This is a genomic window from Clostridioides sp. ES-S-0001-03, assembly GCF_020676075.1.
Lineage (GTDB): Bacteria > Bacillota > Clostridia > Peptostreptococcales > Peptostreptococcaceae > Clostridioides.
In genome coordinates this window covers 100,710-123,138 of record NZ_JACVWJ010000010.1, presented here as the reverse complement: position 1 = coordinate 123,138, position 22,429 = coordinate 100,710, and the positions used below count along the sequence as shown (strand labels likewise).

The following is a 22,429-nucleotide window of genomic DNA, read 5'->3' as shown; positions in this document are numbered from 1 at the left end:
TTTTATGACTGAAATTAAGAATATAATAGTATTTTATGAATTATAAAAATATAATACAAATTACAAGCTTTTCAATTATGAAAGGAGAATATTTAGTGAGAAAGTATTTTGGAACAGATGGAGTTAGAGGAATAGCAAATACAGAATTAACATGTGACTTAGCATATAGACTTGGTAGAGCTGGTGGATTTGTTTTAGCTCAAGGAGACCATAGAGTAAAAGTAGTAGTAGGTAAAGATACTAGAATATCAGGAGATATGCTGGAGGCATCTTTAATAGCAGGTCTTATGTCTGTTGGATGTGATGTTATTACTGTTGGAATAATACCAACCCCTGCAGTTGCATATTTAACTAGAAAATATGGTGCTGATTGTGGTGTGGTTATATCTGCATCTCATAATCCTGTTGAATATAATGGAATTAAATTCTTTAATAAGAATGGATATAAATTGGATGATGAAATAGAATTAAAGATAGAAGAATATATAGATGACATGGCTAAAGTAGATTGTATGCCAGTTGGTGAAAATGTAGGACGAAGATTACATGAGCATTATGCACAAAGAGATTATGTAGATTATTTAAAATCAATAATTAACACTGATTTTAGAGGATTAAAAGTGGTTTTGGACTGTGCTAATGGTGCATCGTATAAAGTAGCACCAATAGTATTTGATGAATTAGGAGCAAGTGTAATTTCAATAAATAGTTCACCAGATGGAAACAATATAAATTATAAATGTGGCTCTACACATCCAGAACAACTTCAAAAGGCTGTTTTGGAACATAATGCTGACTTAGGTCTTGCGTATGATGGAGATGCTGATAGATTAATTGCAGTAAATGAAGAGGGTCAAATTGTTGATGGAGACCATATAATGATATTGAGTGCTTTAAATTTAAAGAAAAATAATAAATTAGCACAAGATACTTTAGTAGTTACAGTTATGAGTAATATAGGATTAACAATAGCTGCAAAAGAAAATGGAATAAAATTATCTACTACAGCAGTTGGAGATAGATATGTTTTAGAAGACATGGCTAAAAATGGATATAATCTTGGTGGAGAACAATCTGGACACATGATATTCTTAGATTACAATACTACAGGAGATGGAGTTCTTAGTTCTTTAATACTTGCAAATATAATATTGCAAGAAAAGAAACCTTTATCAGAACTTGCATCAATAATGAGTCAATATCCACAAGTACTAGTGAATGCAACAATAAAAAATGAAAATAAAACCAAATATATGGAATATCCAGAAATAAAAGCTGAAATAGAAAGAATAGAATCTATTTTAGATGGAAATGGTAGAGTCTTAATAAGACCATCAGGAACTGAACCATTAGTTAGAGTTATGTTAGAGGGTAAAGAGGAAGGTCAAATAAAAGAATTAGCAACAAATTTAGCTAATCTTATACAAGAAAAATTATCGTAATTTATAAGGGTATTCTCAGATATAAACCCTGAGGACACCTTTCTAAGCGCCAGAACTTAGTTATAGGCACAAGAATTAAGTATTATTGGAACTAAGTTGACGAGGTCAGAGTTAATCGAATTGTCGGCGGATGCTCTGCGGTGTGTTTACCATCGAAAGACTTCTTTAAATAATAGGAGTAATCCTATGGACAAAGGGAAGCCAAAGTAAACTTATATGACCTAACTCTTAAAATATATAAATAATATTTTTAGGAGGACACAAATAATGTGTGGAATAGTTGGATATTTAGGAAGTAGAAAGGCAGCAGAAGTTATCATAGAGGGGCTTTCTAAGCTAGAGTACAGAGGTTATGACTCAGCAGGTGTAGCAGTTAATGGTTCTAATTGTGATGAACTTAATATTAGAAAGTTCAAAGGTAGACTTTCTGTGCTTGCAGAAGATTTAGAAAAAAATCCTATTGATGGAAATTTGGGAATAGGACATACAAGATGGGCAACTCATGGAGAACCATCTGATGTAAATTCACATCCTCATTTTAATCAAGCTAAAACAATAGCAGTTGTTCATAATGGGATAATAGAAAATTATATGGAAATCAAAGAAGAATTAATTTCTGAAGGTGTTAAATTTGAATCTCAAACAGATACAGAAGTAATAGCACATTTAGTAGATAAATACTATGAAGGTAACTTATTAGACGCTGTATATAAAACTATATCAAAATTAAGAGGAGCTTATGCATTAGGTGTTATATGTAAAGAACATGGAAATGAATTAGTTGCAGTAAGAAAAGATAGTCCTCTTGTAGTTGGTGTGGGTGAAGGCGAAAACTTTATAGCATCAGATATACCTGCTTTATTAAAATATACTAGAGATGTTTATTTCTTAGAAAATGGAGAGATAGTTCACCTAAAAGATGAAAATGTAACAATTTATGATTCTAATAGAAATGTTGTAGAAAAAGAAGTATTCCATGTAACATGGGATGTAGAAGCTGCATCTAAAGGTGGATATGATTACTTTATGTCAAAAGAAATACATGAGCAACCAACAGGAGTTAGAGAAACTCTAGAAAGAAGACTTGATGATAATGGAAATATAATTTTAGATAGTATAAATATTTCTAAAGAAGATTTAGATAAAATAAATAAAGTTTATATAGTAGCTTGTGGAACGGCATATAATGCTGGATTACTTGGTAAGTATGCTATAGAAAAATTTGTAAATATACCAGTAATAACTGATATAGCATCAGAATTTAGATATAGTGACCCATTTGTAGATGAAAACTCATTAGTAATATTAGTTAGCCAATCTGGTGAAACAGCAGATACTTTAGCAGTACTAAGAGATTCAAAAGCTAAAGGAGCAAGAATACTTTCAATAACTAATGTTGTAGGTTCATCTATAGCAAGAGAATCAGATGATGTTTTCTATACTTGGGCAGGACCTGAAGTAGCAGTTGCATCAACTAAGGCATATACAACTCAAATAACTTCTTTATATATGATAGCTTTAGATTTTGCTATTAAAAAAGGAACAATAACTAGAGAGTTTTATGATGGTATGATTACTAAGATGAAAGAAATACCATCAAAAATACAAGAAATATTAGATAATGAAGAATATATAAAAGAAGTTGCTAAAACAGTTGTTAGCTCTGACCATGCTTTCTATTTAGGAAGAGGTATAGACTATAGTTTAGCAATGGAAGGTTCATTAAAATTAAAAGAAATATCATATATACATGCAGAAGCTTTTGCAGCAGGAGAATTAAAACATGGAACAATAGCATTAATAGAAAAAGGAACTCCTGTAATTGCTATAGCTACTCAAGAAAAATTATTTGAAAAAATGGTTTCTAATATGGAAGAAGTAAGAGCAAGAGGAGCTTATGTTGTAGCAATTGCTCAAAGTCATAATAAAGACGTTGAAAAAGCTGCTGAAAAAATAATTTATATACCAAACTCAGATGATATTTTATCACCAATATTAGCAGTTGTACCAATGCAATTACTTGCTTATCATGTTTCTGTATTAAGAGGTTGTGATGTAGATAAGCCAAGAAACTTAGCTAAATCAGTAACAGTTGAATAAAAATATATTAAAAAGTGTATAGATAATATCTATTAGAAAAAACTCATTCTATTTGTTATAATTTTATAGAATGAGTTTTTTATTATAGAAAAAAGCTATTAATCAATATGGAGGTGTATTTGTATAAAAGAGGTAAAGTTAAAATTAGAGACGTTAAAAAAAATCGAAAAAAATAACAATGATTGTATAAATTGCAAAAAATGTTTTAAGGTATGTCCTATGATGAAAGAATTTGGAGACTCACCAAGAGAACTTATGATAGACATTTTGCAAAATAAATCAATAAATAAAAATATACCATATTCTTGCATGTTATGTGGAATATGCAAGGTAGAGTGTCCAAAAGATATAGATTTAAAAGAAATGTTTTTTGATGTAAGGAAAGAAATATTTCATAGCAATCAAAAAGAATTAAATGATATAGGATATAGAACAATAAAATTTCATCAAACTAATAGTTTCTCTTCATTATTCTCAAAAAAATTTATTAAAAAAAACACCAAAAAGATTTTTTTTCCAGGATGTAGCCTTTCTAGCTATAGTAGTGACTTAGTATTAGCAACATATAAATATTTAGAAAATCATATAGAAAATATATCCTTAGCTTTTGAATGTTGTGGCAAGCCAACTTTAGCTATGGGAGATACAAATAAATTTGATAAATATTATTCTAAAATAGACAAGCTATTTAGAGAAAATGATATAGACGAAGTAATCGTAACTTGTCCAAATTGTTTTAATACTATAAGAAATAATAGTGATATAAAAGTGACTTCAATATGGGAAGTGATAAAAGAATATGGACTTCCAGAAAATCTAAAAAATCATTATGATGATTTAAATCAGGAATTTTTATTACATGACCCATGCCCTATAAGAAATGAGCATAATATACATGAATCAGTCAGATATATACTAGGTTTTATGGGAATAAAAATAATTGAATTTGAAAAAAATAGAGAAAACACAGAGTGTTGTGGCTCTGGAGGTATGGTAAGAGTTACTAATAATGAAGTTGCTATAAACCAGACCAAAAATAGAGCAAATAATGAAAAAACAGATTATGTAATCTCATACTGTCAATCTTGTTGTGAGTCTATGTTAATGGCAGATAAAAAAGTACTACATGTATTAGATTTAATTTTTGATGTTGATGTTATAAACAAAAATAAATTAACCCAGAAAAAAACATCATCTATTAAAAAATGGAGTACAAGGTATAAAGGAATAGAAGTAGCAAAGAAGATGAATATAGAAACTTAATAAATTCCCATAAAAAGTATATAAGCTAATGAAAGGAAATAATATGTTAGATACACATGCAAGAAAATATGTAGAGCCATTTATAATCAAAGGAGCAGAGTTCTTTTTAAAACTTAAATTAACTCCAAATAACGTGACAATAATAGCACTTATAGTTGGAATATCTACGTCTTTATTTATATATCTCGATATGAAAGTGCTAGCAATAATTACATTATGGGTTTCAGGATACCTAGATGCTGTAGATGGTGATATGGCGAGAAGTAGTAATAAAACATCCTTATTTGGAACATTAATGGATATTACTTTTGACAGAATAGTAGAAATAAGTATGATTTTAGTATTTGGCTTGAAGATGATTGATGTAAGGTTAAATCTAATGATTCTTTTAAGTAGTATTCTTATGTCAATGACTATATTTTTAACTGTTGGGGCCTTAACTGATAAAAAAGGTATGAAATCATTTTATTATCAAGCTGGTGTAGCTGAAAGGAGTGAGGGATTTATACTTTTTACTTTGATGATTTTATTTCAAAGTTATATTGGAACGATAGCAAATCTATTTTCTATAGTCGTTTTATTTACAGCAGTTCAAAGACTACTAGAAGCAAAAAAAATATTATAAATTAATTTTTGAGAGGGGAAAAAATGAAAAAGAGGATATTAACAATATTATTATGTTTAGGGCTTGTATTTGGATTGATAGGGTGTTCAAATAACGATAAAAAAGAAGAGCCTCAAAAAGATATATTAAAAAGTAGCAATGAAGAGATTTTAAAATCTGCAAAAGGTACAACAGTTAACTTTTATGGATATGGTGGAAATGAAGTAATGAATAAATGGTTTGATAGTTATGTAATTCCAAAGATGAAAGAAGACTATGACATAACTGTAAAAAGAGTAGGAATGGATATAGAAAACATTCTTAATAAACTATTGTCAGAAAAACAAGCTGGAAATGCTAAGGGTACTATAGATGTGGTTTGGATAAATGGAGAAAACTTCAAAACAGCAAAAGAGAATAAATTGCTATTTGGACCTTTTGTAGAGAAACTTTCTAATTATGAAAAGTATGTTGATTCATCTTCTGAAGATATTACTACAGATTTTGGAGTTAGGGTAGAGGGGATGGAAGCTCCTTGGGGTAAATCTCAATTTGCAGTTGTAACAGACATATCTAAGATTAATACAAAAATAACTGATGCAAAAACACTAAAAAAAGTAATTGTATCTAATCCTGGAAAATTTACCTATCCAGCCCCACCAGATTTTACAGGAAGTGCATTTGTCAGAAATATAATATATGATGTAGTAGGATATGATAAAGTAAAAAATTTACCAGAAGATGAAGCTAAAGTAAAACAAGTCATACAACCCGCTATGGAGTATCTTAAAGAAATAAAACCATACTTATGGAATAAAGGTAAAACTTATCCTGCGACATCTTCTCAGTTAGATAATATGTATTCAGATAATGAAACCTATTTTACAATGACTTATGCTCCCAATGTATTATTAGGAAGGATAGAAAGTGGAGAGTTTAGCAAATCTACAAAAGCAATAGAATTTGAAAAAGGAAATATAAGTAACACACATTTTGTTGCTATACCAGATAATTCTCAAAATAAAGAAGGTGCAATAGCGTTAATAGATTTTTTGATGAGTATAGATGCACAATCCTCTAAGACAGAAACTAAAAATTGGGGAGATACATCTGTTTTAGATATGAAGAAGATTCCAGGTGAAGATGTTAAGAAATTTAGTGAAACTATAGTATTAAAAAATTCAGTTCCAGAATTAAAAGCAGGAATAGTTCCAATAATAGAAAAAATATGGACTCAAGAGGTACTAGAAAGTGAAAAGTAAAATAATTAATGATAAAATAATTCCATATTTATTAATAGCACCTGTATCTATCATCTTGATACTTATAATGGGTGTAGGAATTATAAATTGCATCTCACAAAGTCTAGGATTTTTTCCTCAGATTGGTCTTGAGCAAATTACATTAAATTATTATAGAGAAATTTTTAGAGATTCTAATTTTTTAGAATCTCTTATCTTTAGTTTGAAGATTTCTTTAGTGTCATCAATTTTGGCTATTATTATAGGTATACTTTTAGCATATATAATGTCTCAAAATAAATTTTCTAAAGTTAGATATATGATTCTAAATGTTCCACTAGTAGTTCCACATATAATAGCTGTATTATTGGTATTTATAATATTTTCTCAAACAGGTATAGTTTCAAGAGTATTTTATTTTTTCAATATAATAAAGGATTCATCTGAATTTATACCAATGGTTTCTGATAAAAATGGAATAGGGATAATTTTAGTTTATTTGTGGAAAGGAATACCATATATAACACTGATGGTTTATAATATATTGAAAAATATAAATGATAATCTACAACAAGTGTCTATAAATTTAGGTGCAAGTAAACTTCAAACGTTTAGATATATAGTGTTGCCGCTTGCTATGCCTACAATAATTTCTTCATTTATAATAATTTTTGCCTTTTCATTTGGTTCTTTTGAAGTACCTTTTTTAATAGGTGCATCAACTCCAAAAGCATTACCAGTTCAAGCATATTTGAGTTATTCTAGCTCAGATTTAATGCAAAGACCAATCTCAATGTGTATCAATGTTGTATTATCTGGAATAAGTTTTATACTATTAATAATTTATGATAGATTTTTTAATAAAATATCAAAATATAATGTATAGGAGTATCTATGAGTAAAAAATTTAATATAATTCTTAATATCATGTTTGTAGTTATTATAGCTCCTATAATATTATTGTCAATATGGGGAGTTGTAAATACATGGCCATTTCCAAATCTTTTACCTAAGGAATTTTCATTAAGAGGATTTAGATATATTTTGGATATAAATAATCTGAATATCATTTTGAGAAGTATTATAATATCAATAACTGTAGTCTTAGTTACTATTTTATTAAGTATACCAGCATCTAAAGCGTTAGCACTATACGATTTTAAAGGAAAAAGGTTTTGTGAGTTACTGATATTGTCTCCAATTATAATTCCACTAATATCTGTTGCTATGGGCATACATATAGCATTTATTAGAATAGGTCTGGCCAATAATATTTTGGGAGTAATTATTATAAATATACTTCCATGTATACCATATTCAGTTCGAATAATAACAGATGTTTATAAATTAATAGGTGATAATTTAGAAATACAAGCGAAAGTACTTGGAGCAAGTAGATTTAATACATTTAGATATGTAACTTTCCCTTTGATTTTGCCAGGGATATTGGGTGCATCAAGTATGTCTTTCATAATATCCTTTAGTCAATATTTTTTGACTCTTCTTATAGGCGGAGGTAGTGTCATAACTTATCCAATGATTATGTTTCCATATATACAAAGTGGAGACAGGACAATCGCATCTTTGTATAGTATGCTCTTTTTAATAATAAGTTTATTTATCTTGATAATAATAGAATACAATGTAAAAAAGAACTATAAGCATATTCAAAATACAAGGCTATTTTAGTATGATTGGAGGTGTAATAATTGTCATCAGTTAAACTTATAAATTTATGTAAGAGTTTTAACAAAATCAAAGTTTTAAACAATATGAATTTAGATATAAAAGAAGGAGAAATAGTTTCTCTTTTAGGTCCATCAGGTTGTGGAAAAAGTACTACTCTAAAATTAATTGCTGGTATTTTACATCCTGATTGCGGAGATATACTTTTAAATAATGAATCAGTATTAGATATACCTATAGGAAAAAGAGATACTGTAATAGTTTTTCAAGATTATTTATTATTTCCACATATGACTTTATATGAAAATATAGAATTTGGTCTTAAAATGAAAAAAATAAATAAGAATATAAGAAAAAGTAAAGTAAACGAGCTTATAAATTTAGTTAAGTTAAAAGGATATGAAAATAAATATCCAAACGAACTCTCAGGAGGACAACAACAACGTGTTGCAATAGCAAGGTCTTTAGCAATAAATCCAAAGGTACTGTTATTAGATGAGCCATTTTCAAATTTAGATATTAATTTACGCAATGAAATGAGGGAATTTGTATTAGGATTACAAAAACATCTAAAGATAACAACGATATTAGTAACACATGACAAAGAAGAAGCGTTAATGATGAGTGATAGAATAGCAGTTATGTTAAATGGTGAGGTTAAACAATTCGACACACCTGATAATCTTTATGAAAATCCCAAAAGTAAAGAAGTTGCAAATATATTTGGAGAAAAAAATTATTTAATCGGAAATATAAGAAATGGAGAATTTGTAAATGATATAATTTCTATTAAATTAGATAAATATAAAAATATAAATATAGATAATGTAGAGTTAATGATACCAAAAGAAAGTATAATCCTAAAAACGATTGATAATGATGTAGGAAGACAAGGGTCTATATTAAAAAAAAGATATGCAGGAGATAAAGTTTACTATGATGTAGATATTGATGGAACGGTATTAAAAGCTAGTAGCAACAATAATTTATATGAAATAAATGAAAAGGTAGATGTGTTTATGGAACAAAGAAAAATTCTATTCTTTCCTGTTGAACTATAGAAAAAAACTATGGCTGTAAACAAGTAAATAAGTATCAAATATATTTTAATTTTGTTATAATGAATTCGAATACTATAATAAAATAAGATTTTATATCAAAAAAGGGAATATTTTTAATATTTGGAGGGTAATTTTATGAAATTTAGTAAAAGATTTAAAGTTTTAGCTATTGGTTTAACTTTAGTATTAACATTAGGGAGTGTAGTTGGTTGTGATTCTAAAGAATCAGAAAAACCAAAAGAATCTTCTCAAAGTCAAGATAAGGCTAGTTATAAAGAAGCCACAGGTGAAGAGGCTGTAAAAATGATGAAGAAAAATAAAGAATTATTGATATTAGATGTAAGAGGTGCAGAGGACTATGCTAAAGGTCATATTATAAATGGTATAAATATATCAGTAGATGATTTAGAAGATAAATTAAGTGCTTTAGAAGGATATAAGGATAAAACTATATTAGCGTATTGTAACTCAGGTAAAAAAAGTGCAAAAGCTGCTGAAATATTAGTAAAAAATGGATTTAAAGATGTTTATAATGTAGAAGGTGTGAAAGATTTTGATTATGAATTAGTTACATATAATGATATAACTGCGCCTGAAATGTTAAAGTTAATAAGCGAAAATAAAGATTCTATAGTAATAGATGCTAGAAAGTCAAAAGAATTTGAAACTGGACATTTAAAAGAGGCTATCAATATACCATTAGAAGACACAGAAAAGAAAATGGGAGAACTTGATAAAAATAAGGATATAATCTTATACTGTAGAACTGGAAATAGAAGTGGGCAAGCAGCTAAAATACTTTCAGAGAATGGATTTACAAAAGTATATAATTCAGTTGATGGTGTGGATGAATATGATTTTGATTTAGTTAAATAGATTTAAAATAATAAAAGATTGATTAGAAATCGGAGTACAAATTATGTCGAAGAAATTAAGAGAAGAAATAGAAGAAGGTTTTTGTGCTAATGTTAAATCAATTTCTACAGAAGATTTGAAAGAGAAAGTACAAGATGAATCTTGGGTTATAGTTGATACTCGTTTAAATGATGCATATAATGGCTGGAAATTAGATGGAGTAAAAAGAGGTGGGCATATAAGAGGAGCAGTAGATTTTTCTGCGAATTGGTTATATGTAGACTCAGATAAAAAAGACAAAGTATTAGAACAAGCACTAAAAACAAAAGGTATTGATTTAGATAAAAATATAGTACTATATGATGCTAATGGAAAAGATGCTTTACTTGTAGCTACTTACTTATCTAAAAAAGGATATAAAAATCTATATAAATATGATATTAAACAATGGGCAAATAATGAAAATCTTCCAATGGAAAGATATAAAAATTATCAAATGATAGTACCTGCTTCCATAATAAAAGATATCTTGGATGGAAAAATTCCAGAGACATTTGAATATTCTAAGAATATAAAAATGATTGAAGCAAGTTGGGGAGAAGAAAAAGAATCTTATGCAAAAGGGCATATACCTACAAGTGTTCATATAAATACTGATATTATAGAACCTCCTCCAACATGGATGCTTACTAACAATGATAATTTGGCCAAATTTGCTTTAGACTATGGATTTACAAAAGATGATACTGTGATAGTTTCAAGTAGCGCATCTATGGCTTCTTATAGAATTGCTATTATATAGGAGTAAGAGATGTAAGAGTTTTGAATGGTGGAATAAACTCATGGTTATCAGAAGGATATGAGCTGGAGTTAACTAGCAATCCAAAAAGTTCATGTACTACTTTTGGAGCAAATATACCAGCTAATCCACAACTAATTGTTAGTATACCAGAATTAAAGCAAAAACTAAGAGATAAAAATAAATTTACATTAGTGGACAATCGTTCTTGGGATGAACATATAGGTAAAATATCTGGATATAGCTATTATGATAAAAAAGGTCGTATACCAGGAGCCTTATATGGTCATGCAGGTAGTGACAGTGTATCACTAGAAGAGTATCGTAATATAGATAACACAATGAGAAATCAATATGAAATATTGGCAATGTGGGATAAAGAAAATATAGATACTAATAAACAACTTGCATTTATGTGTGGCAGTGGATGGCGTGCTGCAGAGGTATTAACATATGCAAATGTTATGGGATTTGAAAATACTTCTCTCTATAGTGATGGATGGATGGGATGGAGTCTTGATGATTCAAATCCAATTGAAACAGGAGATTCAAAATAGAATTTTGTAAAAAATATAATATAATTGTTTAAAATGAAGGTATATTCAGTTTATTAAGTTGAATATACTTTTGTTATGTTTTAAAATATAAACATAGTTAGAATATGCTTATATGGATGTGCACTTATTTAAACATATTATTAGCAATATAGAATTATAAAATTATATATTATGAGGTGTGAAATATGATTAGTAAAGATGAAAAAGCAAGGTTAAAAGCTGAAGGTATATTAGCCCAAAGCCAAGAAGGGTATTTCTCAATAAGAATATTGAGTAGAGCGGGAAACTTTACAGCAGAACAGCTTATCAACTTATCAAAGTTATCTGAAAAATATGGTAGAGGTTATTTAGGTGTTACTACTAGATTAGCTGTTGAAATACCATGGATAAAGTATGAAGATATAGATTTAATGAAGGAAGATTTAAAAGCTGTAGGGCTAAAGCATGGTGGTACGGGTAAAAAAGTAAGACCATTAGTTGCATGCAAAGGTACTGTATGTCAACATGGAATATATGATACACAAGAATTATGTGGAAAGTTACATGATTCATATTTTGGATATGATTTACCATCTAAAACTAAAATTACACTAGTTGGATGTCCAAATAACTGTGCAAAAGCAAATACTAATGATGTGGGTATAGTAGGTCAAGTATACGTAAAATTTAATGAAGATAAATGTAAAAATTGTGGATTGTGTACATCATCTTGTAGACAAAAATCAGTTTATATGGAAGATAAGAAATTAGTGTGGAATAAAGAAGAATGTGTAAATTGTGGAAAGTGTGCTCAAGCATGTCCATTTGGAGCTATGGAAGTTGATAAAAAAGGACTAGCTGTTTATCTTGGTGGTAGAATGGGAAGAGGCTATAGATTTGGAGATAGACTTAGTAATTTGTATACAGAGGATAATATAGAAGAATTAGTGCAAGATGTATTTTATACATATAAACAATTAGCAAGTCCAGGAGAAAGAATAAGTAAAGTATTAGAGAGAATTGGAATCGAAGAGTTTGAAAAACATTTATTTAATATAAAATTACAAAATGCATAAAAATACATATTGATAAAGTATATCTCTCTTAAATTTGTTAATAATTCTGTTATAGAGAAAAACAAATTTAAGGGGGATTTTTATTATGAAGATAATAAAATTAGTTGTAAGTTTTTTTATGTTAATGGCTATAGGCATGACAATATCTTATGCAGATGCAAATATAAATACTAGATATAATAAATTAATTAGTGCTCTTGAAACTTCAGAAGCCGATTTTAAATATTATAATATAAAAATTAATTCTGTTATAAATTACAATTTATCAAATAAAGAATTACATAATATTTTTCTAGAAATAATTAACAATCTAAAGTTAGATGAAAAAGGAATAAATTGGAACCAAAAAGGGTATGGCGATGAAATACAATTATATGCTACTATAAAAGATAGCGATAAAGAAATTTCTATAAAAGGAATAAATAAAAATAATAAAGAAAGCTACATAATAGTTGACATATTGGACAACAAAGTATATAAACATAAAGAGGATATTTATAGTAGTGTAGAAAACGTGTTAAATAAATATTCATCTCAAGTAGATGTATCTGCTTGTATTGTTGGAGAATACACAAAAAGGTTACAAAACCACAAATATGATGATATTTTACAAAAAATATTATATAATATGAGTGCTAAGCAAATAGATAAAGTGAAAGACGTAAACTTTTTATCTATAACAGCATATAGTAAAGTATTAAATGATGATGATTTAGAATATTTAGGGGAAAAAATCAATTTAAATATAGGAATTAAATATAATGAGGACGATGGAAAAACACTCATATATATTGCCACACCAATTATAAAATTAGATTATTAATTATGAGGAGATCAGAAAATATGGCTAAGATAATAGTAAAAAAGAGTAATCCACTTAAAGGTAGTGTTAAAATAGATGGCGCAAAAAACGCAGTTTTACCAATAATAGCAGCAACTTTATTAGCAAACGGGAAATCAACTTTAAATGGAGTTCCAAATTTAAGAGATGTTCATGTTATATCAGATTTATTAAGACATGTAGGAGCAGAAGTTGAATATAAAGAAAATACACTTACTGTTGACGCAAGTAATATAAGAACTTGTGAAGCTCCATATGAGCTTGTAAGAAAGATGAGAGCTTCTTTTTTGGTTATGGGACCATTACTTGCTAGATTTAATAGTACAAAAATTTCTATGCCAGGAGGATGTGCTATAGGAACGAGACCTATAGATTTACATTTAAAAGGATTTAAAGCTTTAGGTGCAAAAATAGAAATGGACCACGGTTTTGTTGAAGCAGCAACAGAAAAATTAGTAGGAAATAAATTGTATTTAGATTTCCCATCTGTTGGAGCTACTGAAAATATAATGATGGCAGCTTCTTTAGCAGAAGGAACTACAATAATAGAAAATGCAGCAGAAGAACCAGAAATAGTTGACTTAGCTAATTTCTTAAATGAAATGGGAGCAGATGTTAAAGGTGCAGGTACTAACACTATAAAGATAAAAGGTGTTAAGGAGTTAAAAGGAGCAGAACATAATGTAATTCCAGACAGAATAGAAGCAGCAACTTATATGGTTGCAGCAGCTATGACAAAAGGTGATATAACAGTTGAAAATGTTTTAATGGAGCATTTAAAGCCAGTTGTAGCTAAATTAAGAGAAGCTGGTTGTGAAATTACAGAGATGGACAATTCTGTTAGAGTAGTAGGTCCAAAGGTATTAAAGCCAATAGACATAAAGACTTTACCACATCCAGGGTTTCCTACAGATGTGCAAGCTCAATTTATGGCTATGCTTACTGTAGCTAATGGAACTGGTGTAGTTATAGAAACTGTTTTTGAAAATAGATTTATGCATGTTGCTGAATTCAATAGAATGGGTGCTAATATAAAAATAGACGGAAGAAGTGCGGTTGTTAATGGAGTAGATGAATTACACGGTGCAGCAGTGAATGCTACTGATTTAAGAGCAGGAGCAGCGCTTATTTTATGCGGTCTTATAGCAGAAGGAGAAACTCAAATAGGAGAAATATACCATATTCAAAGAGGTTATGTTGATATAGATAAAAAGATAACAGCATTAGGTGGTCAAATCAAAATAGTAGAAGATTAATAATCGGTTTAGATAAGTAAGTTATAAATTGATAGGGTTGTTCATATACTTAAATACAAGGTTTTAAAAGCTAAGGAGGAGAGTATATGAAGAACCCATTAGTTGTTTTGTTAGGATTTGTAACTTGCTCTGTGTTAGTCCCTTCATTGATAACTTTAGTTTCTTACAAAAATGTGGAGCTAACTGAAAAACCAGAGAAAGTAGTTTCCATAAACAAAACCATTAAAAAAAATGATATTAAAAATGAAGGTAAGAAAGAAGATAAAAAGGTAGTAAACTATGAAACTGTAGACAAAAAAACACCAGTTATAAATGTCTATAATCACATGTCAGGTAAAGTTGAAAAAATGGACATGGAAAACTATTTATGTGGAGTACTAGCTGGTGAGATGTCCTCGGATTTTGATATAGAGGCCTTAAAAGCCCAAGCTGTAGCAGCTAGAACGTATGTAGTATATAAGCAAGAACATGGGAAATCAAGTAAACATAAAAATGCAGTGGTATGTACTGATTATAAACACTGTCAAGAATACAAGAGTTATGCGACTCTTAAAAAGTTGAATGGTGAAGAATGGATTAAAAATAAGTATTCTAAAATTAAAAACGCAGTTAAAGGCACTAAGGGGCAGATAATAACTTACAATGATAAGGCTATACTTCCTCTTTATTTCTCTACCTCATCAGGGAAAACAGAGAATAGTGAAGAGGTATTTTCATCAAAATATCCTTATTTAAAATCTGTAGAAAGCCCATATGATAAGTATTCTCCCAAATTTGCATCAACACTTAAAATAAGCAACACAGATTTTGTTAAGAGCCTTAGAAAGTCTTATAGTAGCATTGTGATAGATGTAAATAATTTGAGTAAACAAGTTGCAATAACTGAAAGAAGCGATGCTGGAACTGTAGAAAAAATAAAATTAGGAAACAAAGAAGTCACAGGAAAAGATGTGAGGACTGTTTTTAACTTAAATTCTGCAAACTTTGATATAAAATTTGGAGAAGGATACATAGATTTTGTAGTAAAAGGATATGGTCATGGAGTTGGTATGAGCCAATGGGGAGCTGAAGGTATGGCAGAAGAAGGCTATAAATACTATGATATATTATCACATTACTATACTGATACAAAAATAAAAGATATATACTAATAATTGTATAAAATACCAAAAACACGTCAATAATCCAAATGTAGAAATATATTTGGAGGTGCGAAATGAAGAAAAAACTGTTAGAAAAAGATGGTTTTTATTTATCTTTATTTGTATGTGTTTGTTTATTAGCAGTAGGTGGAGTTTGGTTTACAAATAATAATGTAGATAAATTAGCTTCTAATAAAGGCATGATAGAAAAATCTAATAAAGATAGTGAAGAGGAAATACATTTAATTGAAAAAGATAAGAAAGATGCTATCCCTACTGCGACAGATTCAAAACAAAACTTAGAAAAAGCTAAGGCAAAAGAAGAAAATAAGTCAAGTACAACAAAATTAAATTACATTGGTGATAAGATAATAAGAGAATATTCAGAAAAAGAACCTAGTTATTCTAAAACATTGGATGTTTGGGAAACTCATAAAGGTATAGATGTTAGTTGTACTAAAGGTAAAGAAATAAAATCTCTATTAAACGGAATGGTAGTAGATGTATTTGATGATGAAGAATATGGAAAATCAGTAAAAATAAAAAGCGACAATAATACTGTAGTAGTATATTCAAATCTAGATGAAAATGTTAGTGTTAAGAAGAATCAGAAAGTAACAGAAGGACAATCATTAGGGACTGTAGGAAGTACTTCTCAGATAGAAAGTGAAGAGGGTATACATGTGCATTTAGAAGCATATAATGGAGAAAAATCTATAGACCCAATGAGTCTAATTAAGTAAAAGTATAACAAGTTTAATCATATTTGGTTAAGCTTGTTATATTTTTTGGTGTTTTTACATATATATCATTAAAGCTATTATGTGAGGGGGGTAATCTTTGAGATCTCATATAGAGGAAAGAGCCATAGTGGTAGCAAAATATATACTTGAAAAAAACACTACAGTAAGACAAACAGCCAAGACATTTGGAGTAAGTAAGAGTACAATTCACAAGGATGTTACAGAAAGATTAAAGGAAATAAATCCATCCCTTGCCAAAGAAGTTAAAAGTGTGCTAGACAAAAATAAATCAGAGAGACATATTAGAGGGGGATTAGCAACGAAATTAAAGTATGAGAAGGAACATAAAAAAATGTAGGTTAAAAACCTACTTTTTTTATTACATTAAATTATTGTAAGAAATATATTATATAATTATAAATAGCAAAAGAATAATACTCTCAAAACATTTATTTTCTCTTGATTAAAGCGAGATTTTTGTATATGCTTTATTATAGGAGTATTAATAAATAGGCTTATAATATAATCTAATATATAAATGAAGGAGTTGAAAAAATGGCTGGAGCTGATATAGGCATAGATTTAGGTACTGCAAATGTACTTGTTTATGTTAGTGGTAAGGGAATCGTTTTAGAAGAACCATCTGTTGTTGCAATAGACAACAGAACAGATTCTGTTTTAGCTGTAGGAGAAGAGGCTAAAAAAATGATAGGAAGAACACCAGGAAATATAGTTGCAATAAGACCTTTAAGAGATGGTGTAATTTCAGATTATGATGTAACTGAGAAGATGTTAAAATCTTTTATAGATAAGATAGTTGATAAAAAGGGATTTGGAAGATTTTTCATGCCTAGAATTATGGTATGTGTGCCAACAGGTGTTACAGAAGTAGAAAAGAGAGCAGTAGAGGATGCTACTAGACAAGCTGGGGCTAGAGAAGTGTATATCATAGAAGAGCCAATAGCAGCAGCTATAGGAGCTGGTGTAGACATATCACAACCTAATGGTAATATGATTATAGATATTGGTGGAGGAACTGTAGATATAGCCGTAATATCACTAGGGGGAGCAGTTGTAAGTGAATCTATAAAAGTTGGCGGAGACCGATTTGATGATGCTATAGTTAAGTACATGAAAAAACAACATAATCTTCTTATTGGAGAAAGAACCGCAGAAAAAATTAAGTTTGAAATTGGTTCTGCATTTAAGAGAGAAGAAGAAAAGTATATGAAAATAACAGGAAGAAATCTGATTACAGGTCTTCCTAGTTCTATAACTATAAACTCAGCAGAAATGTTAGAAGCCCTTAGAGAATGTGTTGAACAAATAGTTGTTGCAACTCATGCTGTTTTAGAAAAAACACCACCTGAATTAGCAGCAGACATAGGTGATGTTGGTATAATAATGACTGGCGGAGGCTCATTATTATATGGATTAGATAAGATAATAGAACAGAGAACAGGAATAACTGTTACAATAGCAGATGAACCACTATCTTGTGTTGCGAAAGGAACAGGGATTGCCTTAGGCTCAATAGATTTACTTGAAACAGGTGGGTCTTTCAAAAGAAAATAATTAGGAGAGTTTAAAATGTTAAATATAGATGAAATAAAAGAACTAATACCACATAGATATCCATTTTTATTAGTAGACAAGATTACAGAGTTAGAAGTTGGAAAAAGAGCTGTTGGTATAAAAAATGTAACAGTTAATGAACCATTTTTTCAAGGTCATTTTCCAAATTACCCATTGATGCCAGGAGTGCTGATAGTAGAAGCTCTAGCACAAGTGTGTGGAGTAGCAATGATGTCTTTGGAAGAAAATAAAGGGAAATTAGGTGTATTTGCTGGTATTGATAAAGTTAGAATCAAGAGAGAAGTAAGACCAGGAGATACATTGACTATGGAAGTTGAAATGACAACGCTTAGAAGAAATATAGCAAAAGCAGATGCTAAAGCTTATGTTGGTGAAGAACTTGTCTGTAAAGGTGAGTTAATGTTTGCTCTAGTAGAGAAATAAAATTTTTAAGAATGAAAAGCATTAAATAAAATAGAAGAATAAATATCAAAATAAAAAGGTAGATAATTTGGAGTATTTATTAAATTAAATACTCTATAGTATCTACCTTTTTAATACAAAAAATTTTATCAGTTACCTTATATAAGATTTAAGTAGATACCAATAGTGCTAAGGCTATTGTTTCAGCTAAATCTAGTATAAAGCTAAGACGTATATTATTAAATGAAAGTCTGTTATTTTCATCAATTTTATCTACAATTCCTACTATAGAATAATTTCCTATTTGAGGTAGTTTTTTTCCCACACCTTTTCCGGGCAGGATAGGTCCTTCTCTAATCTGTATATTGCCTATGTTACTCTGTGACCCCAAGCAAGCATCTATAGCCAAGAAGTTACCTTGCATATGTGTATTTTTTATAGTATCTAAAGACTCATATATATTTAAGGCGTGAATAGGGTTATCTAGTGTACCGTAAACGGGGTATTTAAATTTACTGTTTTTAAGTATTGTTCCAACTAAAGGGCCTAAAGTATCACCTATAGCCCTGTCTGTTCCTATGCAAACAACAATCGTATTTTCATTAATTATGGTTTTGAGAACTGAACTTAGCATCTGTATAACATCATCATCGCTGTAATTTACTTTAGCTAAATACAATAGGAACACCCCCTTCAAAAAAATATATGAATAAAAAACACTAAAAAGACCTAACTTTAAATTTCAGATAGAGATAATATTTTATTTGTCTCACAAAAAAAGTAATGGCAAAAATATGACTAAAAATCTTGACAAAATTTTAAAAAAATAGTAAGCTAATAAAGTAAAATAAAACTTAAATCTTGATTACCTTATCAAGAGCGGCTGAGGGATAGGCCCTGTGAAGCCCAGCAACCACCCAAATGGGAAAAGGTGCTAATTCCTACAAGACAAAAGTCTTGAAAGATGAGGTCAGTTAATTAGTATGCGATTACGATTATTAACCTCTTCTTATAAGGAGAGGTTTTTTATTTTGAGTAAAATTTCTAAGAATTGAAGATAAGGTAAAACCTATAATAAAAATTAAGAATGAATAAGGAGGAACAAAAATGGCAAGACATTTATTTACGTCAGAATCAGTTACAGAAGGACATCCTGATAAGATATGTGACCAAATATCAGATTCAATATTAGATGCATTGTTAGAAAAAGACCCACAATCTAGAGTAGCTTGTGAAACTACAGTAACAACAGGCTTAGTTTTAGTAGCTGGAGAAATAAGTACATCTGCTTATGTAGATATACCTAAATTAGTAAGAGAAACAGTAAAAGAAATTGGATATACAAGAGCAAAATATGGATTTGACTGTGACACTTGTGCAGTTATAACTTCTATAGATGAACAATCTGGAGATATAGCTATGGGAGTTGATGAAGGTCTAGAAAGTAAGACTGGAGAAGAAATAGAGCAAGAAATAGAAAAAGTAGGAGCTGGAGACCAAGGTATAATGTTTGGATTTGCATGTAATGAAACTCCAGAATTAATGCCACTTCCAATATCATTAGCTCATAAATTATCAAGAAGACTTACAGAAGTTAGAAAGACAGGTTTAGTTGATTATTTAAGACCAGATGGAAAAACTCAAGTTACTGTTGAATATGAAGGAAATAAAGCTGTAAGAGTACATACAGTTCTTATATCAGCTCAGCATTGTGAAACAGTATCAAATGATAAGATAAGACAAGATTTAATTGAGCATGTTATAAAATCAGTTATACCAGCTGAATTACTTGATGAAGATACTAAAATTTATATAAACCCAACAGGCAGATTCGTTATAGGAGGACCTCAAGGGGATACAGGTCTTACAGGAAGAAAAATAATAATAGACACTTATGGTGGATATTCTAGACATGGTGGAGGAGCTTTTTCAGGAAAAGACCCTACAAAAGTTGATAGATCTGCTGCTTATGCTGCTAGATATGTTGCTAAAAATATTGTTGCGGCTGGACTTGCAGATAAATGTGAGATAGAACTTGCATATGCTATAGGTATAGCTAGACCATTATCTATATTTATAGATACTTTTGGGACAGGTAAAGTTTCAGAAGAGAAGCTTGTTGAACTAGTAAACAAACACTTTGATTTAAGACCAGGAGCAATAATAAGAGATTTAGATTTAAGAAAGCCTCTTTACAAAAAGGTTGCTGCTTATGGTCACTTTGGTAGAACGGATATAGATTTACCATGGGAAAGAACTGATAAAGTAGAACAATTAAGAAAAGACGCATTAGGTGAATAATGCTTAGATAAGGAGCTGCTAGAATGTAATTTTAAAATTACGTTTTAGCAGTTTTTTATTTTATGATTAAATATATTTAATAAATACTAATTTTAAATCATATAATAAATAAACATTATTTAGTGAGATTAATATATTTCATTATATAATATTGCATTAAATTAATACATAGTAGAAGGAATATGTTAAAAACTGGTTAAGATTTCGTTAAGTAATGTTAAATAATTCAAAAAATATTGAAAAGCATCAATAATACAACTAATATAGTCTTAATAAACTTACATTAAATTTTACTTATTAAAAAATTTATTTTATTTAGGAGGGAGTAGTGTGTATGTCGGATAAAATAAACATCAAAATGGTTATAAGTTTTGCTGGAGCATATGTAGCGACTGTAATAGGTTCTGGATTTGCAACTGGTCAAGAGATAGTACAATTCTTTACGTTTTATGGGTATGCTGGAATTATAGGAGGAATAATATCTATGGTATTATTCTCATGGTTTGGAGCAGAAGTTATAGAAAAAGGGAGAGAATTAAAGCTTAAAGAACCAATAAAGATTTATCAGGTATATTGTGGAAAATATCTTGGTACATTTTTTGAGTGGTTTGGACCATTGTTTTTGTTTGGTACATTAGTAATAATGATTGCAGGAGCAGGAGCTACATTATCAGAGTATTATGGTCTAAATCCATATGTAGGTAGAATTGGTATGGCAATCGTTTCCCTAATAACTGTATCTCTAGGTTTGACAAGGATTTCAAAGATACTAGGTAATATAGGTCCTATAATAATAATATTTACACTTTTAGTAGGAGCAATTAGTTTATTTAGTAATATTGGTGCTTTATCAAATGCAGGAGCTATAATTGATAGTCTAAACGTTAAAACTGCTACATCAAATGGATATTTCTCAGGTGTACTTTATACTTGCTATAATGTAATAATAGTAATAACATTTTTAACTGGAATGGGAGCTTCAGCAAAAAATAAGAAAGATGCTGTATGGGGAGGTATAGTAGGTGGAGTAGCCCTTATGGCAGCTGCTATAATGATGAATCTAGCATTACTTTCAGATGTAGGAAATATATACACAAAAGAAATACCAGCTCTTTATTTAGCTGACAAGATATCTCCAATTATAGGTATTTTATTCTCAGTAGTACTTTTATTAGGAATATATACTACAGCTGTACCATTATTATGGTCAGTAACTAATAGATTTGTGGAAGATGACCATCCTAAATTTAAAATAATAACAGTAGTAGTAAGCATATTAGCATGTATAGGAGGATTATTACCATTTGATAAGCTTGTAGGGACATTATATCCATATACAGGTTATATGGGAATTTTAATTTTACTATGTATGCTTTATCGAAGAATTACCAAAACTGAAGGATACAAGGAAAATAAATCTGAGGTAAATTAATATCAAAATAAATTTGTGAAATTTAATCTATGTTTTAGAAGTAAGCTGGTTGA

Annotated in this window: 22 protein-coding genes and 1 riboswitch; of the genes, 21 read left to right on the top strand and 1 reads right to left on the bottom strand. The window is 29.3% G+C overall.

The features are described from left to right. Positions 1 to 95: 95 nt before the first annotated feature. From glmM to fabZ, 19 genes are all read left to right on the top strand, one after another. Complete coding sequence (gene glmM / locus IC174_RS17505) at positions 96 to 1,442, top strand: phosphoglucosamine mutase (RefSeq protein ID WP_227483570.1); 1,347 nt, start codon at positions 96 to 98, stop codon at positions 1,440 to 1,442. Between the two features lie 267 nt (positions 1,443 to 1,709). Then, positions 1,710 to 3,542: a glutamine--fructose-6-phosphate transaminase (isomerizing) gene (glmS, locus tag IC174_RS17500; RefSeq protein ID WP_227434532.1), complete on the top strand. Its 1,833-nt coding sequence runs from the start codon at positions 1,710 to 1,712 to the stop codon at positions 3,540 to 3,542. A gap of 105 nt (positions 3,543 to 3,647) precedes the next feature. Next, entirely contained in the window at positions 3,648 to 4,805 is a 1,158-nt protein-coding gene (locus IC174_RS17495) for a (Fe-S)-binding protein (protein ID WP_413927205.1), read from the top strand. Positions 4,806 to 4,848: 43 nt separating this feature from the next. Further along, positions 4,849 to 5,430 carry a CDP-alcohol phosphatidyltransferase family protein gene (locus IC174_RS17490; protein WP_227434533.1) on the top strand — a complete coding sequence of 194 codons (582 nt, stop codon included), beginning with the start codon at positions 4,849 to 4,851 and terminating at the stop codon, positions 5,428 to 5,430. A 23-nt stretch (positions 5,431 to 5,453) separates the two neighbouring features. Further along, on the top strand, positions 5,454 to 6,671 hold the full coding sequence (locus IC174_RS17485; protein ID WP_227483569.1) for an ABC transporter substrate-binding protein: 1,218 nt from the start codon (positions 5,454 to 5,456) through the stop codon (positions 6,669 to 6,671). Continuing rightward, positions 6,661 to 7,536 carry an ABC transporter permease subunit gene (locus tag IC174_RS17480; protein ID WP_227483568.1) on the top strand — a complete coding sequence of 292 codons (876 nt, stop codon included), beginning with the start codon at positions 6,661 to 6,663 and terminating at the stop codon, positions 7,534 to 7,536. Before IC174_RS17485 ends, IC174_RS17480 begins: the two co-directional genes overlap by 11 nt. Positions 7,537 to 7,544: 8 nt before the next feature. After that, positions 7,545 to 8,339 carry an ABC transporter permease gene (locus tag IC174_RS17475; RefSeq protein WP_227483567.1) on the top strand — a complete coding sequence of 265 codons (795 nt, stop codon included), beginning with the start codon at positions 7,545 to 7,547 and terminating at the stop codon, positions 8,337 to 8,339. Positions 8,340 to 8,359: 20 nt separating this feature from the next. Then, positions 8,360 to 9,397 carry an ABC transporter ATP-binding protein gene (locus IC174_RS17470; protein ID WP_227434537.1) on the top strand — a complete coding sequence of 346 codons (1,038 nt, stop codon included), beginning with the start codon at positions 8,360 to 8,362 and terminating at the stop codon, positions 9,395 to 9,397. A 135-nt stretch (positions 9,398 to 9,532) separates the two neighbouring features. Next, on the top strand, positions 9,533 to 10,273 hold the full coding sequence (locus IC174_RS17465) for a rhodanese-like domain-containing protein (protein ID WP_227434538.1): 741 nt from the start codon (positions 9,533 to 9,535) through the stop codon (positions 10,271 to 10,273). 43 nt (positions 10,274 to 10,316) lie between these two features. Next, positions 10,317 to 11,054 (top strand): rhodanese-like domain-containing protein, encoded by a 738-nt coding sequence (locus tag IC174_RS17460; protein WP_227483566.1) that lies wholly within the window; start codon positions 10,317 to 10,319, stop codon positions 11,052 to 11,054. A gap of 20 nt (positions 11,055 to 11,074) precedes the next feature. Then, a complete protein-coding gene (locus IC174_RS17455) occupies positions 11,075 to 11,608 on the top strand; it encodes a rhodanese-like domain-containing protein (protein ID WP_227483565.1) in 534 nt (177 codons plus the stop codon). Positions 11,609 to 11,793: 185 nt separating this feature from the next. Continuing rightward, positions 11,794 to 12,663 carry a 4Fe-4S binding protein gene (locus tag IC174_RS17450; protein ID WP_227483564.1) on the top strand — a complete coding sequence of 290 codons (870 nt, stop codon included), beginning with the start codon at positions 11,794 to 11,796 and terminating at the stop codon, positions 12,661 to 12,663. An 85-nt stretch (positions 12,664 to 12,748) separates the two neighbouring features. Beyond that, entirely contained in the window at positions 12,749 to 13,486 is a 738-nt protein-coding gene (locus IC174_RS17445; RefSeq protein ID WP_227483563.1) for a YwmB family TATA-box binding protein, read from the top strand. Between the two features lie 20 nt (positions 13,487 to 13,506). Next, on the top strand, positions 13,507 to 14,760 hold the full coding sequence (gene murA / locus IC174_RS17440; RefSeq protein WP_227434542.1) for a UDP-N-acetylglucosamine 1-carboxyvinyltransferase: 1,254 nt from the start codon (positions 13,507 to 13,509) through the stop codon (positions 14,758 to 14,760). 86 nt (positions 14,761 to 14,846) lie between these two features. Next, positions 14,847 to 15,911, top strand: a complete 1,065-nt coding sequence (spoIID, locus tag IC174_RS17435; RefSeq protein WP_227434543.1) for a stage II sporulation protein D — start codon at positions 14,847 to 14,849, stop codon at positions 15,909 to 15,911. A 65-nt stretch (positions 15,912 to 15,976) separates the two neighbouring features. Beyond that, positions 15,977 to 16,645: a M23 family metallopeptidase gene (locus IC174_RS17430; protein ID WP_227434544.1), complete on the top strand. Its 669-nt coding sequence runs from the start codon at positions 15,977 to 15,979 to the stop codon at positions 16,643 to 16,645. Between the two features lie 97 nt (positions 16,646 to 16,742). After that, positions 16,743 to 17,003 (top strand): sporulation transcriptional regulator SpoIIID, encoded by a 261-nt coding sequence (spoIIID, locus tag IC174_RS17425; RefSeq protein ID WP_044212029.1) that lies wholly within the window; start codon positions 16,743 to 16,745, stop codon positions 17,001 to 17,003. 197 nt (positions 17,004 to 17,200) lie between these two features. After that, positions 17,201 to 18,220, top strand: coding sequence for a rod shape-determining protein (locus tag IC174_RS17420; RefSeq protein ID WP_227434545.1), 1,020 nt, complete (start codon positions 17,201 to 17,203; stop codon positions 18,218 to 18,220). 15 nt (positions 18,221 to 18,235) lie between these two features. Next, positions 18,236 to 18,664 (top strand): 3-hydroxyacyl-ACP dehydratase FabZ, encoded by a 429-nt coding sequence (fabZ, locus tag IC174_RS17415; RefSeq protein ID WP_227483562.1) that lies wholly within the window; start codon positions 18,236 to 18,238, stop codon positions 18,662 to 18,664. A gap of 148 nt (positions 18,665 to 18,812) precedes the next feature. On the opposite strand, the gene yyaC is transcribed toward fabZ, so the two are convergent. Next, a complete protein-coding gene (gene yyaC / locus IC174_RS17410) occupies positions 18,813 to 19,322 on the bottom strand; it encodes a spore protease YyaC (protein ID WP_021382545.1) in 510 nt (169 codons plus the stop codon). Between the two features lie 188 nt (positions 19,323 to 19,510). Beyond that, a riboswitch (SAM riboswitch) is annotated at positions 19,511 to 19,614 on the top strand. A 136-nt stretch (positions 19,615 to 19,750) separates the two neighbouring features. Between yyaC and metK the strand changes: the two genes are divergently transcribed. Together metK and IC174_RS17400 are read left to right on the top strand one after the other, a co-directional pair. Next, positions 19,751 to 20,944, top strand: a complete 1,194-nt coding sequence (metK, locus tag IC174_RS17405) for a methionine adenosyltransferase (RefSeq protein ID WP_227434547.1) — start codon at positions 19,751 to 19,753, stop codon at positions 20,942 to 20,944. 334 nt (positions 20,945 to 21,278) lie between these two features. Continuing rightward, a complete protein-coding gene (locus IC174_RS17400; RefSeq protein ID WP_227483561.1) occupies positions 21,279 to 22,376 on the top strand; it encodes a hypothetical protein in 1,098 nt (365 codons plus the stop codon). Positions 22,377 to 22,429: the final 53 nt, after the last annotated feature.